This is a genomic window from Mucilaginibacter boryungensis (assembly GCF_015221995.1).
In the GTDB taxonomy this organism is placed as follows: domain Bacteria; phylum Bacteroidota; class Bacteroidia; order Sphingobacteriales; family Sphingobacteriaceae; genus Mucilaginibacter; species Mucilaginibacter boryungensis.
Map to the genome: position 1 here is coordinate 1,688,688 of NZ_JADFFM010000001.1, position 16,971 is coordinate 1,705,658.

13 protein-coding genes are annotated in these 16,971 nt (G+C 45.5%); all 13 read left to right on the forward strand.

The genetic code is table 11. The annotated features are described in order from the left end of the window. Positions 1 to 2: 2 nt before the first annotated feature. A complete protein-coding gene (locus tag IRJ18_RS07105) occupies positions 3 to 1,496 on the forward strand; it encodes a sulfatase family protein (RefSeq protein WP_194105500.1) in 1,494 nt (497 codons plus the stop codon). Positions 1,497 to 1,512: 16 nt separating this feature from the next. Then, positions 1,513 to 2,895: a sialidase family protein gene (locus IRJ18_RS07110; protein ID WP_194105501.1), complete on the forward strand. Its 1,383-nt coding sequence runs from the start codon at positions 1,513 to 1,515 to the stop codon at positions 2,893 to 2,895. 52 nt (positions 2,896 to 2,947) lie between these two features. Further along, the gene (locus IRJ18_RS07115) at positions 2,948 to 4,321 is read left to right on the forward strand and encodes a sialidase family protein (RefSeq protein ID WP_194105502.1); all 1,374 of its coding nucleotides are present in this window, start codon (positions 2,948 to 2,950) and stop codon (positions 4,319 to 4,321) included. A gap of 9 nt (positions 4,322 to 4,330) precedes the next feature. Next, entirely contained in the window at positions 4,331 to 6,535 is a 2,205-nt protein-coding gene (locus IRJ18_RS07120) for an alpha-galactosidase (RefSeq protein WP_194105503.1), read from the forward strand. Positions 6,536 to 6,542: 7 nt separating this feature from the next. Further along, positions 6,543 to 7,361 (forward strand): carbohydrate binding domain-containing protein, encoded by an 819-nt coding sequence (locus IRJ18_RS07125; RefSeq protein WP_194105504.1) that lies wholly within the window; start codon positions 6,543 to 6,545, stop codon positions 7,359 to 7,361. Continuing rightward, positions 7,295 to 8,509 carry a glycoside hydrolase family protein gene (locus tag IRJ18_RS07130; RefSeq protein ID WP_194105505.1) on the forward strand — a complete coding sequence of 405 codons (1,215 nt, stop codon included), beginning with the start codon at positions 7,295 to 7,297 and terminating at the stop codon, positions 8,507 to 8,509. The genes IRJ18_RS07125 and IRJ18_RS07130 overlap by 67 nt, the downstream gene beginning before the upstream one ends. A gap of 9 nt (positions 8,510 to 8,518) precedes the next feature. Next, complete coding sequence (locus IRJ18_RS07135) at positions 8,519 to 9,388, forward strand: aldo/keto reductase (protein WP_194105506.1); 870 nt, start codon at positions 8,519 to 8,521, stop codon at positions 9,386 to 9,388. A 168-nt stretch (positions 9,389 to 9,556) separates the two neighbouring features. Then, positions 9,557 to 10,477 carry a Gfo/Idh/MocA family protein gene (locus IRJ18_RS07140; RefSeq protein ID WP_194105507.1) on the forward strand — a complete coding sequence of 307 codons (921 nt, stop codon included), beginning with the start codon at positions 9,557 to 9,559 and terminating at the stop codon, positions 10,475 to 10,477. After that, the gene (locus IRJ18_RS07145; RefSeq protein ID WP_194105508.1) at positions 10,477 to 11,259 is read left to right on the forward strand and encodes an SDR family oxidoreductase; all 783 of its coding nucleotides are present in this window, start codon (positions 10,477 to 10,479) and stop codon (positions 11,257 to 11,259) included. The genes IRJ18_RS07140 and IRJ18_RS07145 overlap by 1 nt, the downstream gene beginning before the upstream one ends. Before the next feature lie 12 nt (positions 11,260 to 11,271). Continuing rightward, positions 11,272 to 12,057, forward strand: a complete 786-nt coding sequence (locus IRJ18_RS07150) for an SDR family oxidoreductase (protein ID WP_194105509.1) — start codon at positions 11,272 to 11,274, stop codon at positions 12,055 to 12,057. A gap of 53 nt (positions 12,058 to 12,110) precedes the next feature. Next, the gene (locus IRJ18_RS07155; RefSeq protein WP_194105510.1) at positions 12,111 to 12,788 is read left to right on the forward strand and encodes an SGNH/GDSL hydrolase family protein; all 678 of its coding nucleotides are present in this window, start codon (positions 12,111 to 12,113) and stop codon (positions 12,786 to 12,788) included. Between the two features lie 268 nt (positions 12,789 to 13,056). Next, entirely contained in the window at positions 13,057 to 15,603 is a 2,547-nt protein-coding gene (locus IRJ18_RS07160; RefSeq protein WP_194105511.1) for a discoidin domain-containing protein, read from the forward strand. A gap of 33 nt (positions 15,604 to 15,636) precedes the next feature. Beyond that, positions 15,637 to 16,944 (forward strand): sialidase family protein, encoded by a 1,308-nt coding sequence (locus IRJ18_RS07165; RefSeq protein WP_228072608.1) that lies wholly within the window; start codon positions 15,637 to 15,639, stop codon positions 16,942 to 16,944. The last annotated feature ends 27 nt before the right edge of the window (positions 16,945 to 16,971 follow it).

The following is a 16,971-nucleotide window of genomic DNA, read 5'->3' on the forward strand; positions in this document are numbered from 1 at the left end:
ATATGAAAATGATGAGTAAAAAAACATGGGGTGCAGTTACTACAGGGGCTTTGCTTTTGGCTGTGGTTACTTTATCCTTCACAAAAAAGCGGCCCGCAGATACACGGCCTAATATTTTACTCATCGTTTCTGAAGATCATGGCCCACACCTTTCGTGCTATGGCGATAAGGTAATTCAAACACCAAACCTGGATAATATTGCTAAAAATGGGATAATATTTAAAAATGCCTATGTGTCCGAATCGGTTTGCAGTCCATCCCGAAGTACTATTCTTAGCGGGTTGTATCCGCATCAAACCGGGCATTTTGGTCTTACTACATTTGGTTTTCATTATGCTGTCCCTGTAAAAACTATTTACCAGTTACTTAAGCAAACAGGGTACCGTACGGGAATGATCGGCAAGCTGCATGTAATGACCGATTCTATTTTCCCAATTGATTATCATCCCATAACCAGCCCTAATTACGAGAAGAAAGGCCTTGCGCGTTACGCTGATGATGCTGAGGAATTTATGAAGGCTGGCGATGAGCCTTTTTTCCTGATGGTGAATTTCCCCGATACGCATTGGCCTTTTCAGGACGATGTGGAGGGGCGCCCAAAACATAAGGTTACGCCTGATAAAGTTACCACGTTCGAATACCTGCATATGGATAACCCAAGACTAAGGCAATATTGTACAAGCCTGTATAACTGTATGTTACGACTGGATGAGTGCGTGGGCGAATTGATGGACAGGCTGCATAATTCGGGAAAAGAGAATAACACCCTGGTATTTTTCCTCTCAGACCATGGCGATGAAATGGCCCGCGGCAAATTTGATAACTATGAAGTGTCTACAAAGATACCATTTATGATATCGTGGCCAGGTAAAATAGTAAAAGGAAAACAATCTAATGCACTGGTTTCCACTATAGATATCGTGCCTACGGTGCTTGACCTGGCTGGCGTACCGATACCCAAAGAGGTCACCGGCAAAAGTCTGACGGTGCTATTTAAGAACCCTGATGCAAATTTTCGCCGGTATTTGTTTACAGAGAAGAATATCGACCAGTTAGATATGTTTTACCCTCGGCGTGCTGTGCGCAATGCCCGCTATAAGTTAAACTACTCATTATTAGATACCAAGAACCCCGTTGCCGCCTTATATATGCAGGATAGCAAACGCGCGGAAGCCCTTGGCGGCAGCCCTACCATGAAAGAATTAGAAACAGCGGCGCCATTAACCCGTAAAATATATACCGATTGGCTTAACCCTGCCAGGGCACAGTTATACGACCTGGAAAACGACCCCTGGGAGTTTAATGATCTGTCTGCCAACCCAAAATATGCCGCAATAAAAAGGCGGTTGTTGAACGAAATTTTTAAGTGGCAGGAAAATACCAACGACCCATTACGGTTTCCTGAAAAGCTAAAAATGTTAAAACAGGAAAATGATACCATGAAGATATCTGCGAATATGCAGTGGAAATATCCGCACTATTTATACGGTAAATGAATAAAAATAAATAACAATGAATAATTATAATGATACTGCCCATTCGCGCAGAAAATTTTTGCAAAATACCTCATTGTTATTGGCGGGCGCATCGCTGGTAAGGCTTAATTCTTTCGCCGCTGCCTGTTATGCCAAACCGCCTGTGTTACCAAACAACATCCCCAAAACTATCCTGGCAGATAAACGGATAAAACTTAGTTTCAATCCCGAAGTGCTGATAATGGACGATGGCCTACAGCCTACCATGTTATGTACCACAACTGGTACCCTCGTTGTCCAGTCGTGGTTATCGGCAACGCCTTATCCGCAGGAGCGTATATTTTATCCATTCGCCGTGCGCACGGTAGTGTCAAGGGACGGCGGTAATAGCTGGCAGGAATTTAAGCTGAAAGAGGGCGATAACGGCGTGTACATGGAAGGCGGCGTGGTGCAACTGAAAGATGGTTCGATAATGGCCCTGGAAACATATGTGGTACCGGGCGAAAACCCCAGCACGGGTAAGGGACTGATGTTTACATCGCACGATGATTTTAAAACTTTGCAGGGCCCGGTCGATATTACATTTGATATACCCGATGCCAACTTTTATGGTTCGGCAGATGATACTGGCCGGCCGCAGGTTGCCATGCGCCTGCACCGGCGTATTATTGAATTGCCCAACGGCGATTTGCTGACCACCATGTACGGTTGGCAGCACGGCGATGACGAGCCTTCGGGATATATACCCAGTATGAAAAAAACGCGGGTAATGCTTTTCCGTTCTAAAAACAAAGGTAAACACTGGGATTTTGTAGCAACCGTTGCGGCTGGCTTTGGTATAGGTACCGAGGGCTTTGGCGAAGCCGTGCTTACACGGGTATCTAAAGGCCCTAAAGCAGGAAGACTGATATGCCTGATGCGCACCGGGCGCGAATTGTACAAATCGATATCTGACGATGGCGGCAAAACCTGGCGGAAAAGCCCGCACATGTTTGCTAATATTGATGTATACAAGACCGGGCTTTGGGCCGAAATGTTTAAAGATGTCAGGATCAAAGGTCAATTAATATCCGAAAACCCTAACGAATTTATTGCCGCCGTGGTTGACCCTGACCTGATAGAACTGCGCAGCGGTGTATTGGTTGCCGCATTTGGTGTACGTATCCCGGCGCGTGCGCACAAAATAAACCCAACACACCCATGGAATGGTAATTACCTGGCTTTTAGTCTCGACCACGGCGATACCTGGAGCCATGTGGAACAGCTTACATCGGGTATAGCTACCACTCAATATATGTCGGTAGAAGAGATGCCGGCCGATAATGAATTGTTTGTGGCTTACGATTTTGGCTTCCGCGGAAACAAAACCGGGCGGTACACTTACGGGCGTAAATTTAAGCTTACTATAAACAAGGGCTAAAAAGATATACAGACTATATAATCAGATAAATATAAACTAACTAATTTTCTTTATGGAGAACTCAACTCAAAATAATTCGCGCAGAAAATTCCTGCAAAATACATCGCTGTTGCTAGCAGGCTTGCCTTTTATGCGTATGAAAGGTTTTGCCGCACCTTTCAATTATCAAACCCCGGTGCTGCCAAATAACGTTCCCCAAAGTGTACTTACCGATAAACGCGTTAAGCTTACTTTTGGTAAAGAAGTAATGGTGTTGAATGATGGTTTGCAGCCGTCAATGCTATGCACCCGTAAGGGAACCTTGATCGTGCAGTCGCAAAACTCGAAAAAGCCACTCCCGCAAAAAAGGATCTACTATCCGTTTGCCATGTCGACGGTTGTTTCAAGGGACGGCGGCGAACACTGGGATGAGTTTCCGCTTAAACCCGGCGATAATGGGGTTGATATGGAAGGCGGGATCATCCAGTTAAAAGATGGTACTATCATTGCGCTGGAAACATACGTTACGCCTGGCGATAAACCAGACACGGGTGCAGGTTTAATGTATACATCTACCGATGATTATAAAACCCTGCAAGGCCCGTTCGATATTACTTTTGATATGCCTAATGCCGAATTCTACGGTTCATCCGACGATGGCGGCCGGCCGCACGTAGCTATGCGCCTGCACAGGCGTATTTTGGAACTGCCTGATGGCGACTTGCTGACCACCATCTATGGTTTCCAAAAAGGGGATGACGAGCCGTCTGATTACCAGCCTAATATGAAAAAGAGCCGCGTTATGTTATTCCGCTCAAAAAATAAAGGCAAGCATTGGAATTATGTATCAACTGTAGCCGTAGACCGGAAGGTTGGTACCGAAGGTTTTGGTGAACCGGTTATTGCGCGGGTTTCCAAAGGGCCAAAAGCAGGCCGTTTAATTTGCCAGATGCGTACCGGGTATGAACTATACAGCAATCATTCCGATGATGGTGGTAAAACCTGGACAAAGGCCAAGCCATTAGTATATGCCGATCTTGATATTTACAAAACCGCCGATTGGGCAGCTATGTTTAAAGACATTAAACGCAAAGGTGTGCTGGTTACGCCCGATTCAAAAGAACTGATAGGCGCCGTTGTTGACCCTGACCTGATTGAAACACGCAGCGGTATATTGGTAGCGGCTTTTGGGCTACGTATCCCGGCTAAACTTTGCTGGACCATACCGACACACCCATGGAATGGTAATTACCTGGCATTTAGTTTAGACCATGGCGAAACCTGGAGCCAGGTAACCCGCCTTACCAGCGGAATTGATACCACACATTATATGGCTGTTGAAGAGACACCAAAAAATAACGAACTGTTTGTAGTTTACGATTTTGGCCACTGGAATGGCAAACAAGGCAGATATACCTATGGCCGTAAAGTAAAAATATCCGTTTAATACATGCACATGATATACTTTGCCTTGAAAAAAAAGGTACTCACATTCAGCATACTTGTTTTTTTATGCCTTGGGGCAATAGCGCAGGGCAATGATCAGGCTATTGTTAAAACCGAAAGCCCTAACGGCTGGGTCATTAAAACAAAGTCGTCCGTTTATCAATTGATCATAACGGCCGATGGCCGGGTAAAACCAGGTTATTACGGCGCTAAGGAGCAGGCCGAATTTCTAAAAAAGAATGCCGCCTGGTACGAAGGGCTGGAGGAGGTGCCCGTGCGCGGCGGTCGTGCTTCTAAAACGCCGGTGCTGGAGGTTGTATTTAATGATAACGTGCGCGATGCCGACCTGCAATATGTGAAGGGAGAGATAATTACCGTTAACGGAAAAAGCACGCTTCAGATAACACAAAAAGATAGGTTTTATCCGCTTGAAGTTACCTCATACATCAGGGTACTGCCCGAATATGATGTGCTTGAAAAGTGGATGGTAATAAAAAACACAGGCAAAAAGGGTAGCATTAAGGTTGATAACCTGCAATCGGGCAGTATGGTATTGCCCGCTAACGATTATATCCTTACCCATCTTTCGGGCAGGGACCTGAATGAATTTCAGTTGCAGCACACCGAACTTACGCCCGGCTTAAAAACTATTGATAATAAAGGCTTCAAATCCAACCATAACCCGCCCTGGTTTCAGGTAAGGCCAAAAAGCGCAACCGACAGTAAAACAGGGCCTACCTGGTTTGGATCGTTACATTACAGCGGCAACTGGGATTTGATTTTTGATAAAATATTTGACGGCCCCGTGCAGGTGGTTGGTGGTATTAACTTTTGGGATACCAGCTGGGATTTGCAGCCTGGTACAACGCTGGAAACGCCTAAACTAACAATTGGCTATACCAGCGGCGGACCTGCAGAAGCATCGCGAAGCTTAACAGCTTATATACGCAACGATGTTTTGCTGGCGGCGCATCGTAATGATCTGCGGCCGGTTATTTACAATAGTTGGGAAGCCGCCTATTACAGCGTGAATGAAAAGCAGCAAATAGACCTGGCAAAAATTGCCAGTGAAATAGGTATTGAAACATTTACTATTGATGATGGCTGGTTTAAGGGCCGTACCGATGGCCGCTCGCAAAGTGGTTTAGGTAACTGGGAGGTTGACAGGAATAAATTTCCCAATGGCCTTACACCGGTTATTAAGCAGGTGCATGACCTGGGGATGAAGTTTGGCCTGTGGGTGGAGCCCGAGAACGTTAACCCCAATAGTGATGTAGTGCAGGCCCATCCCGATTGGATCTTCCAATTTCCTCATCGCGAAGGGAATAAATTCCGCCAGATATTAAATTTCGCTAATGAAGAGGTTTATCAGCATATGCTGAAAACCTTAACCAAACTATTATCAGAAAACGATATCGATTTTATTAAATGGGACCAGAACAACGCGCTGACCGAACCCGGCTGGCCTAACGCACCGGCCAATATTCAAAAAGAGGTACGCATAAGGCATATCAGTAATGTGTACCGTTTAGTTGATGAATTGAGAAAAAGGTTCCCGAAAGTATTATTTGAAAGCTGTTCCAGCGGCGGCGGCCGGGTTGATCTGGGTATGCTCTCACGCATGGACCAAACATGGCTTAGCGATAATACCGACCCTATTGACAGGCTTTATATCCAATACGGATATTTAAATGCCTTACCGGCAAATACCATGGTATCTTGGGTAACAGGTACTACTCGCCATCAGCCAGTTTCGCTGGACTACAGGTTTGATGTTTCTATGTCGGGCGTGTTGGGTATTGGTAACGATATCAGAAAATGGACGCCGACTGAAAAGGAAGTGGCAAAAAGCAAAATAGCTTTGTACAAAAAGATAAGGCCTGTGGTGCAGCAAGGGGTTTTATATCCACTGGTTTCACCTTTTGAACATAACAGGTGTGCTTTGCAGTATAATGCAGTTGATGGCAAAACGGCTGTGCTGTTTTGCTATAACATGGCCGTATACCTGCGTGGCAGCCAGGAAACAGACAGGGGGTCGAACATCCTTAAACTGGAAGGTTTATGGCCTGATAAGGAATACTTGGTTAAAAGCGCAGCCGATGCTAATGATAAAGGCACCGTATATAAAGGCGATTTTTTAATGAATATAGGTATTGCCTGGCCGGTTAAAAACGCGTTTGAAAGCCTGATCTTAACAATAGACCAGGTTAAATAGCGATAATATGAAAACGAATAGGATTGCCCTGCTAACGATAATGTTAATGCAACTGTTATGCGCAGCTAAGGCGCAGGTTTTTACGCCATCAAACAATATGGTTGCCAATGGCGATTTTATGTCGCGCGACCCATTTCAGCGTCCGCTGCATTGGGTTATTGGCATGGGGCTGCAAACGGCAACTCTTTCGGGTGCTGAAAGGCACGGGGCTAACAAGGACGATCAGTCTTTAAAAGTTTCGGATACATCCGCCACAAGCAATATATTGATCAGGACAGAGAAACGCATTGCCGACCCTGGTACTTTATATAAAGCCAGTGCCTGGGTAAAAACCAAAACAGGTAGTCCGGCAGGCTTCAAGCTTGAATTTTGGGATCAGAACAACATTGCTATTGGTACTAAAATAGTTTCTGTTGAACCTGCGGCAAACTGGCAGCAAGTAACAATTGAACAGAAAGCACCGGATAAAACCACCCATGTTACCGTGGCCATTTTTACCGGGCTGGTACAAACGGGGCTGTCCTTTTGGGACGATGTGGCGCTGACGTATGATGATAACTATAACCCGGTTATACAACCCGGCGTCCGCGAGCTTTTTATGGACGATTACCGCATTGCCCAAATGGTGGATATGCAACGTGTGGTAAACCAACCGGTAAAATCAAACATATTAATAAAAGCCACCGAACCATGGGAGGGCAATTCAACCTATATCTATGGCACTGTGTTGCATAACCAACCCCAGGCAGCGGTTACCGCATGTGGTATTGCGCCTATGCTAAAGAAAAATATTTTGTGTGCTATGCCACCAGCAAAGATGGGGTGAACTGGGTAAAGCCCGATCTGGGTATTATTGATTTTAATGGCAGCAGGCATAATAATATTTGTCGGGTAGGCGGAGGTACAGTGGTGTACGATCCGGATGATCGGGATGCATCGCGCAGGTACAAAATGATGTCGTTTGATGGCGTAATAAAAGAGAATTTTGGTTATAACGTTTACTTCTCGCCGGATGGTTTGAATTGGACGCATTATGCCAAGCCTGTTTTGCCCTACGGCGATGTATCCAACATAGCTTACGATAGGGATAAGAAACTGTTTATTGCCACTACCAAACAGCGCATGCTGGTAAGCAATACCAGTATAACCCCCGGTAAGAATGACCGGGCTGCCTTTGTATCGGTTAGCGAAGATTTTATTAACTGGCATGCGCCGGGGCAGCCAAATTCTTTATGGTCGCTGGTGGTAGAGGGCGACCCTGATGATGACCGCCTGGTGATGTCGAAAGGTGGTATCGAAGCTAATGTGTATGGTATGCCGGTTTATCCGTACCAAGGTGCTTATATCGGCTTTCCGTGGTTTTTTGATATTACCACCTACGGTAACGGTGAGTTTGCGGTAACCGGCGATGGCAAGATACAGCCGCAGGTTGCCTTCTCGCGCGACCTCAGGCATTGGGCACGCCCCGTACGCGACCCTGTTTTGCCATTGGGTAAGGCCGGTGCGTGGGATGACGGCACGCTCTATACATCAAGCAATATGCAAGTATCCGATAAGGAAATGACCGTGTATTACGGCGCAATGAACTTGCCGCACGGCGGTAATGCGGGAAATATGCTGCAGTATGCCCGCATTGCAAAAGCCAGCTGGCGCCGCGATGGTTTTGTTTCCCTGTATAATGATGGCAGCGATACAGGCAGCATCACTACAAAAACCATCACTTTTACCGGGAAACAGTTAAAAGTAAATACCAAGCTAAATGCTGGCGGAAGCCTTCGGGTAGAAGTGTTGGATAAGGATGGCAACGCCATTAATGGCTATACAGCAGGGCAATCAAAAGCTATCAATAAAGATCAGTTTGCGGCTACGGTGCAATGGGATAAGGGAGCAGATATTTCTGCATTGCAAGGCAGGGAAATAAAGCTGCGTTTCCATTTGCTTGGCGGTAACCTGTATTCCTATTGGTTCGAATAACTAACAAACATGGCAGCAGATATAGGTTTGGGTTGCGTCACTTTTGGCCGCGAAATTGATAAACAAACATCATTTGCACTGATGGACCATGCCCGGGCCATGGGTGTAAAAACTTTTGATACGGCAGCTGTGTATGGAAATGGATCATCGGAAACTATTGTAGGTGAGTGGTTGGCTGAACGAGGTGTAAAAACTGACGAGATAAGCATAGCCACCAAAATTCTACCACCCTATACTGCGGGAGGCATCCGTGCTTCGGTGGAAGCAAGTCTTAAACGTTTGGGTATACCTGTAATAGAGTTGCTTTATCTGCACCGGTGGGATGATCTGCTTAATCATCCGCTGGCCTGGCTTACGCTGGACAGGTTGAAAACCGAAGGCAAGATCAAAGCGATAGGCGCAAGCAATTTTAACCAGCAACAATTAACCAACGCTATCGGGCTGGTAAAAAGCCTGGGGGTAGTCCGACTAAGTTATATCCAAAACAACCATAATTTAGCGGTGAGTGATATTACCGCACAAATGAAGACCTTGTGTGCCGAAAACAACATCAACATAGTTACCTATAGCCCTTTAGGTGCTGGCTTTTTAACAGGCAAGCATTTGAATGGGGTAGCGGCTAACTCCCGCTTTGCCATTATGCCAGCCCATCAGGATATTTATTTTAACGAGCATGCTAATCAGCGGCTTCAAAAACTGCTGGATGTTGCGCGGCGCACAGGGCATACGCCCGCGTTACTTGCTATGGCCTGGGCCCTGCACCAGCCACAAATACACGCAGTATTAATAGGTGGGCGTTCGGTCCAGCAACTTGACCTGGCAGGGGAAGCAATAAAATTTTATGCTCCCGAAATTTTTGCTGAACTTGAAAGTGTTTAACGGTATGGGTTTGGCGGTATAATAATATCAGGAATATAAAAGAAAATAGTATCAGGTCATAGGATATAAACCGAGATTTGGTTTTAGGCTAATTCAAAAACCGACAGGTTATTGAGGTTGGCCTTTACATTAACAACTACCAAAAAAGCCCTGGAAATATATTATAAAATGATAAAAATAGGTATCATAGGCATGAGTGAGGGGAATGCACACCCCACATCCTGGTCGGCAATTATTAATGGTACATTCAACGCAGAAGAAATAGTTGCTTTAGGATACCCTGCGGTAGCTAATTACTTGCAAGCCAATAAGGCTACACTGGGGCTACCTGCTGCAAAAGTAACCCACATATTAACACAGGATAAAGCGCTTTCAGCGCATATTGCGCGCACGGCAGGTATAGCAAGTATTTGTGAAACTGCTGAAGAGATGATATCCGCGGTTGATGCGGTGCTGCTTTGTCGCGATGACCCGGAGAACCATCGCGAAATGGCCAGGCCGTTTATTGATGCCGGCATCCCCATATTTATTGATAAACCACTGTGCGATTCGCTTGAAGACCTAAAGTATTTTGCGGCCGAGGTTGCTAAGGGGAAATTCATCATGTCGTGTTCATCGCAGCGTTATGCCGGTGAATACATGGCTGTAAAGCAGGACCTGGTTAATTTAGGTAAGCTGGAGCTGATCACCGCCGTTGGGGTAAAAGATTGGACAAAATATGGGGTGCACATGTTGGAAGGGATCTTATCGTTATTGGATGATGCCAAACCGCTAAGCGTGATAAACGTTGGTCGTGAGGACGCCCATATTGTAAAGATTGATTTTGAGGGCGGCTTGCAGGTTACCGTGCACTTGATGATGCATATTTCCGGAACATTCCAGGTATCTGTTTTTGGACAAAAAGGCTGGCGGATGCTGGAGATCAAAAACTCGTACGCGCAATTCCGCGATAATATTATTGAATTTATACGCTCAGTGCAGGAAGGCAAACCCCGCCTTGAATTTGCCAAAACAGAACAAATTATTAAAACACTTATTGCCGGTAATGACAGCTTAAAGCAGGGCGGTAAAAAAATCATCATAAATTAATGAATGTTAAGCAATTATTTGATCTGACCGGTAAAGTGGTCCTGGTATCAGGTGGGGCCGGCAATTATGGCAAATGTATTGCCGAAGGCCTGGCCGAAGCCGGCGCTACGGTAATCATAGCATCGCGCAACCTGGAAAAACTGGAGGAAGTAGCCGCTGGTTTTCGCGGGCAGGGTTTAGATGTGCATGCTTTACAGGTTGACCAGGGCGATCACGCATCGGTACTGGAATTGAGCAAGGCTATTATTGAAAAATTTGGCAAGCTGGATGGATTTGTAAATAATTCGGTAGCGCGGCCTATGAAAAGTTTTGATGCGCCGATTGAAAAATTTGCCGAAAGTATGCAGATAAATGCCACGGGTATGATGGATATTTTGCGCGAAATGGGCGAGTTGATTGCCCGTAATGCAGATGGCGGCAGCATTATCAACATCAGTTCGATGATGGGCATGTTTGGGCCGGATTATTCTAATTACGAAGGTACCGATATGCCTAAAAGCCTGCCACCCGATTATTTCTTTCACAATGCAGGCCTTATCAATTTAACCAAGTTTTTGGCGCAGCAATATGCCGGTAAAAATATCAGGGTTAACTGTATCAGTCCGGGTGGTTTATTTAATAACCAGCCTGAACGTTTTTTAGAAAACTATACCAAAAAAGTACCATTGAAACGTATGGCCAATAACGATGACATTAAAGGCCTGATAGTGCTGCTGGCATCAAAGGCAGGCGAATACATTAACGGCGAAAATATATTAATGGACGGTGGCCTGAACGCCTAATTAACAATTATAATGGAAATAACTAATAGCATATTAAGCCTTGCGGGTAAAGATGTTTGGGTAATTGGCGGCGCTGGCTATCTTGGCCAGGCAACAGTGGAACTATTACTAACTGCGGGCGCAAAAGTTTTATGCGTTGATCTACAGGAACGGGCCGAACAGTTTGCCCAAACGCTTAATAATGAAAATATTACCCCTGCCGCAGTTGATGTGCGTGATGTTGAAGCTGTAAAACAGTTTGTTGAGGCACAATGTAAAGAACGCGGTGTACCACAAGGTTTGGTTATCCTTACCACTGGGTCAACATCAAAGCATTTTGAAGACCTGACCGAAAAAGATTTTGACGATGTTGCCCACGCCAGCCTCACTGCAACGTTTATGCTCGCGCGCGAGGTTGGCCTGCAAATGGAGCAAAACGGCGGCGGCAGTATTGTGCTGTTCTCCAGCATGTACGGTTCTGTATCGCCTGACCCGCGGGTGTACGAATTGCCTATGAATATTAACCCTATTGAATATGGTGTCTGCAAAGCCGGTATTGTGCAAATGACGCGCTATCTGGCTGTGCATTGGGGCAAAAAAGGAGTCCGTTGTAATTGTATTTCGCCGGGGCCGTTCCCAACACCGCAGGGGCAGGAAAAAAATCCAGAGTTTACCGAACGCTTGGCCTACAAAGTGCCTATGGGCAGGGTAGGGCGCCAGGGCGAAGTAGCCGGGGCAGTTGCCTTTTTTCTTTCAGATGCGGCATCGTACGTAACCGGGCAAAACCTGTTTGTTGACGGCGGCTGGACAGCCTGGTAATTTAAACCAATGCAAACATGAGGGTTTTTACAACACTTTTTATACTTTTTACCATGATAAGCTTAGCCGCCAATTCACAAAACCGGGTAACTATTACTAATGCGGGCTATAATGGCAATAACGTGCTTGACCTTTTAGCAAGGCTGGATAAGGACGTACTGGCTAAAAAGCCGCAATTAGTAGTGCTGATGATTGGCACAAACGATATGTTGAACTTACGTAACATGCTAACAGTGGAGGAGTATAAAAAGAATTATCAAAAATTGATCAGCCTGATAAAAAAACATGCTAAACTTATGCTGATGACGATACCGCCAATTAATGTTGAATACCTAAATCAGCGGGTCGATCCAAAGCATTACGCCCCTGGGGGGCCGCAGGCACGGGTTGATTCGGCTAATGCTGTAGTAAAAGAACTGGCCATAAAAAATAAATGCCATTTAATTGATCTGAACAGGATATTGCTGGCTTGCGGTGGTTCAACCGATGATATAGGGTCACTGTTCCAAAATGTGCCTAATTTTAATGTTAATGATGGGGTGCATCCCGTAGCTAATGGCTACCGTGTTATTGGTACAGCCGTGTATCAGGCCATTAGTAATACCTATCCGGATGTTACCAATATTGTATGCTTTGGCGATAGCATCACCTTTGGCTATAAAATGCATGGCGAAGGTACCATAACCGGCGATCCATATCCTGCTGTGCTTAGCAGGATGTTCAATCAATAAACTGAAATACAATTCATTATAGCAAAGCCATAACTTGTTGTGGGTTAGGGTGTTTTTGTTGACATTCCTGCAAAATAATACCATTAATCAGTTATATAATAGTGGGATGCAGGGTTGCTTAAAGGTTAAATTAGATTGTTGAAACATCTGAAACGATCGGTCACTTACAGGTGAAGGCAGGTGAGGATGATGTGTATTAATTTTATGGTGATCTATTGTTTATCGGGCTTAAATTATTTCTAATTCACCTACACATAAACAAAAAATCATGATGAAACGTCTACAAACTTTTATGCTATACATGGCATTAACGGGCACCGCATTCGCACAGGCCCCGGTTATTCAAAATGTGCATTACGGAAGCTGGATAAAGGTTACACAAGCCCCGGTTGATACCGCCCAATGGATGCACTTCCCGTATGTGGCATCGTTCGATGTATCAAACGGTACCAGCATCGTAAAAAAAACAATAATGAGCTGGGCCACCGGCCCGGATAAAGTGATGTTCCCCGGTTCGTTTGGCTGGGCGGGTTCCATGAACGAATCCGTTACGTTTAACAGTCCGGCCCCTGCACAAACAGCAGGCACTACCGCGCTCGATCTGGGTAATTGCTTTAAGCGTAACACCGATGGGGTAATGGTTGGCTTACCTTTATATTTTGGTAACGATGGGGCGCACCCTTTTCCGGGGTCGCCGCAGTTTACTTTTTCCTATCATACATCAACCGATAACGGCGCTACCTGGACTGTGCAAAACGGCGCTACTATAACAGGCTTTCCAACCGGGTACCTTGTAGCAGGCTTTCATTTCCACCGTGGTATTATCCAGGATGCCGACGGTACTTTATGGGCGGTAGCCTATGCCCAGTTTAACCCTAACGATGGCAGCGGCTATCAATCGCATCGGGCTATCCTTGTTAAGTCTACCACCGGCGCCGCATCATGGACGTACGTCAATACCATTCAATATACACCCGGGATAGCTTATACCGAAAGCACTATCGCCCGTTGTAAGGATGGTTCCATTTTAGCTATCATGCGTAATGATGCAAATTCATTAAAATACAGGCGCAGCACGGATAATGGCGTTAACTGGACAACAGTTAACTATGTACCCAATATTCCCAGTAATATAGGTGTCGATCCATTTCTGGACCTGCTACCTAACGGTGTTTTGGTATTAACCTATGGTGATAACGTGCCAACTACAGGGCGCAATTGCCGCATAGCTTATGATGTAAATGGCACAGGGGCCAGCTGGACAGATTATACCTCAACCTTCACCGGTACTTCTGGGCTGGGGAATAGAAGCTCGGGTTATACCTCGGTAGCGCCCGTACGCAATAATCAGTTTTTGCAGTTTTCAGACAGGGCATTATATACTTATTATGGCACAAACAACCATCCTTTACCTAATCCATTCGCTATTTATACCAAAAAAATTGAATTGGTATTAAATTACCGTAACCGCATAGACCTTAAAACCAAATATCCGGGACAGGTAGGTATTACTACCAATATGACGTACACTTCGGCCACGCACCCTGAAACCGGGGTAGCGGGTGCATTTGATGCCAGTACCGATTATTGGAGCGGCGCATTTAATATGAGTACCAGCGGGAATTATACCGTTGATTTATTAGAATCTCAGATCATTAACGGGCTTTCTATCTGTTTGTTAAAAGGCGAACCACAAAATGCCCAGATAGATTATTCTACCGATAACGTAAACTGGAGCCCGCTTAAAACTTATACCAACGTAACCCACCAAACGGTTGATTATGTAGGTTTTAGCCCGGTAGCTGCACGTTATATAAAGGTAGCAGTAACGGCAGCGGGTAGCGCCACTAAGGTTGGGATTAACGAGCTTAATATATTTAGGACAGCCGATACCTATGAAGATTACGTTTACGGGATCGTCCCGTATGGTTATACCGCGTCTGATACCGCCAGTCCCGATTTTTGGGTAACCGAAGGGGTAACCCCGCTTCCATCAGGCTATAATAGCCAGCGTGCACTGTATATGTTTGATAATGATGGCAACAATAAATCGCTCAGGAAGAACGGCTATACCGCATCGGCCACCAAAACATTTGAGTTTAAACTGCGTACCAAAGGGTTTTCGCCAAGCCCTAATCCGGGCTGTGTACAGTTTAGCTTAATGTCGGGCACATCAGCTGTGTTCCACATGGCTGTTTTTCCAAACGGGGTTATTAAATATTACAATGGCACCTGGAATAATGTAGGCTCGGGCCCGGTGAGTGTCCCACTGGATACCTGGAAAAGCATTAAGGTTGTCGCCAATGCATCCACCAATACAGCCTCTGTTTATGTAGACGGGACTTTAATTGGCAGCAATGTGGTTAAGGATGTAGTGTCTGCCACTACAATTGATGGCTTTTCGTTTGGTAGTGGCGGCAGCCCGCAAATAGGCGATAAAGCTTTGTTTGATGATGTAGAACTGTATACTACCGGCGCCTTCCCTTTGGCTTTGCAACAAGATGCGCCGGCGGCCAATGAAACTTTAATGGCACCGTTAAAAAAGGATGAAACACCAGGTACAGATGTAATGACTGTAGTTGTATCGCCTAACCCTGCAGATAATGTGGCTAAAGTAACTGTGAAAAATATTGTGAAAGGCCCGATCGAGCTGCAATTACACGATTTTTATGGCAGAAAGCTTAAATCGTTTAGCTATATGTCGCAGGGGGATACCTTTAGTATAGAGATCCCTGTGCAGGCTTATGGCCCCGGCATATATATTATTACAGTAAAACAAAACGGGAAAGTAGTACAAACCAAACTGATGAAATAAAATATATTTAGCATAAAATATCAAGTATACCATATGAAATTAAAAGGATTAAAAGCCGATATCAGCCGGCGCAAGTTTATAACTATAACCGGCATAGCTGCCACTGCAGGCTTGGCCCCAAAACAAATTTTAGCTGCCGAAAATGTCAGCCAGGCAACGGGCCCGAAGCCTGCAGTGCCGGCTGATAAACCCATGGCCGCACCGGTAAACAGTATTGCCGAGATCATCGAATCGAAGACAATATGTATTGAACCGGGGCTATACCTGGCCGATAACGGTTACGAACTGGACGCTAACGGGCATATGGTACCCAAAAGCAGGGTAGTGGAACCCAACAGGTATTTAGGCTGGCCTACTATAGTGAAAACCAAGCAGGGCAGATTAATGGTTGTATTCTCGGGCGATAGAGATTCGCATATATGCCCGTACGGAAAAACGCACCTTATTACTTCGGATGATAATGGCAAAACATGGTCCGAACCTGAAACCATTAATAATACCCCGCTTGACGACAGGGATGCCGGGATCATTCAGACTAAAAAAGGTACGCTGGTAGTTAGCTGGTTTACATCGCTGGTTTTTGCCGGTAAGCATGCTACCAAAGGCGGGCCGCCGGTGTTTAGTAAATATGCCAGGATAGCTGAAAAAATCCCTGCCGAAACAAAAAAGCAATGGCTGGGCAATTGGACACGCCGGTCGGAAGATATGGGTAAAACCTGGCTGGAACCGGTAAGGACTACAGGTACTGCCCCGCATGGCCCTATCAGCTTAAAAAATGGCGATCTTTTGTATGTAAGTACAGGTTTTTGGGAAGGCAAGCCGTCTATGATAGCAGAGCGGTCGACCGATGATGGCAAAAGCTGGAAAGTAATAGGCCGGTTACCCAATAACGAGTATCCTACTACAACCATGTCCGAGCCGCATGTGGTGGAATTATCGTCGGGCAAGCTAATCGCTATGATCCGTAATGAACCTGCGGACGTTAGTAAAAAGTTCCTTTTACAGTCAGAAAGTACCGATGGTGGCAAAACATGGACGGGTATGAAAAGTACAGGTATATGGGGCTATCCGCCGCATTTAATTCAGCTTAAAAATGGCTGGCTGCTGGTTGCTTATGGTTGCCGGAGGGTACCTTATGGCGAGCGGGTTTGTATAAGTAAAGATGAAGGTAAAACATGGGATATTGCTAACGAGATCAATCTTTCTAATGCGCCAAGCCCGGATTTGGGTTATCCGGCAAGCGTGCAATTGGATGATGGTTCGATATACACCGTATTTTACCAGGCCCCTAAGCTTGGCGAACCCGCCTGTATCATGAGCACGCATTGGAAACTTACTTGATAAACAAGAACGCCGGATGATCTTTCA

Coding starts and splice junctions, on each gene's coding strand:
- IRJ18_RS07105 (WP_194105500.1), top strand. CDS start 3: ATGAAAATGATGAGTAAAAAAACATGGGGTGCAGTTACTACAGGGGCT.
- IRJ18_RS07110 (WP_194105501.1), top strand. CDS start 1,513: ATGAATAATTATAATGATACTGCCCATTCGCGCAGAAAATTTTTGCAA.
- IRJ18_RS07115 (WP_194105502.1), top strand. CDS start 2,948: ATGGAGAACTCAACTCAAAATAATTCGCGCAGAAAATTCCTGCAAAAT.
- IRJ18_RS07120 (WP_194105503.1), top strand. CDS start 4,331: ATGATATACTTTGCCTTGAAAAAAAAGGTACTCACATTCAGCATACTT.
- IRJ18_RS07125 (WP_194105504.1), top strand. CDS start 6,543: ATGAAAACGAATAGGATTGCCCTGCTAACGATAATGTTAATGCAACTG.
- IRJ18_RS07130 (WP_194105505.1), top strand. CDS start 7,295: ATGTGGTATTGCGCCTATGCTAAAGAAAAATATTTTGTGTGCTATGCC.
- IRJ18_RS07135 (WP_194105506.1), top strand. CDS start 8,519: ATGGCAGCAGATATAGGTTTGGGTTGCGTCACTTTTGGCCGCGAAATT.
- IRJ18_RS07140 (WP_194105507.1), top strand. CDS start 9,557: ATGATAAAAATAGGTATCATAGGCATGAGTGAGGGGAATGCACACCCC.
- IRJ18_RS07145 (WP_194105508.1), top strand. CDS start 10,477: ATGAATGTTAAGCAATTATTTGATCTGACCGGTAAAGTGGTCCTGGTA.
- IRJ18_RS07150 (WP_194105509.1), top strand. CDS start 11,272: ATGGAAATAACTAATAGCATATTAAGCCTTGCGGGTAAAGATGTTTGG.
- IRJ18_RS07155 (WP_194105510.1), top strand. CDS start 12,111: ATGATAAGCTTAGCCGCCAATTCACAAAACCGGGTAACTATTACTAAT.
- IRJ18_RS07160 (WP_194105511.1), top strand. CDS start 13,057: ATGATGAAACGTCTACAAACTTTTATGCTATACATGGCATTAACGGGC.
- IRJ18_RS07165 (WP_228072608.1), top strand. CDS start 15,637: ATGAAATTAAAAGGATTAAAAGCCGATATCAGCCGGCGCAAGTTTATA.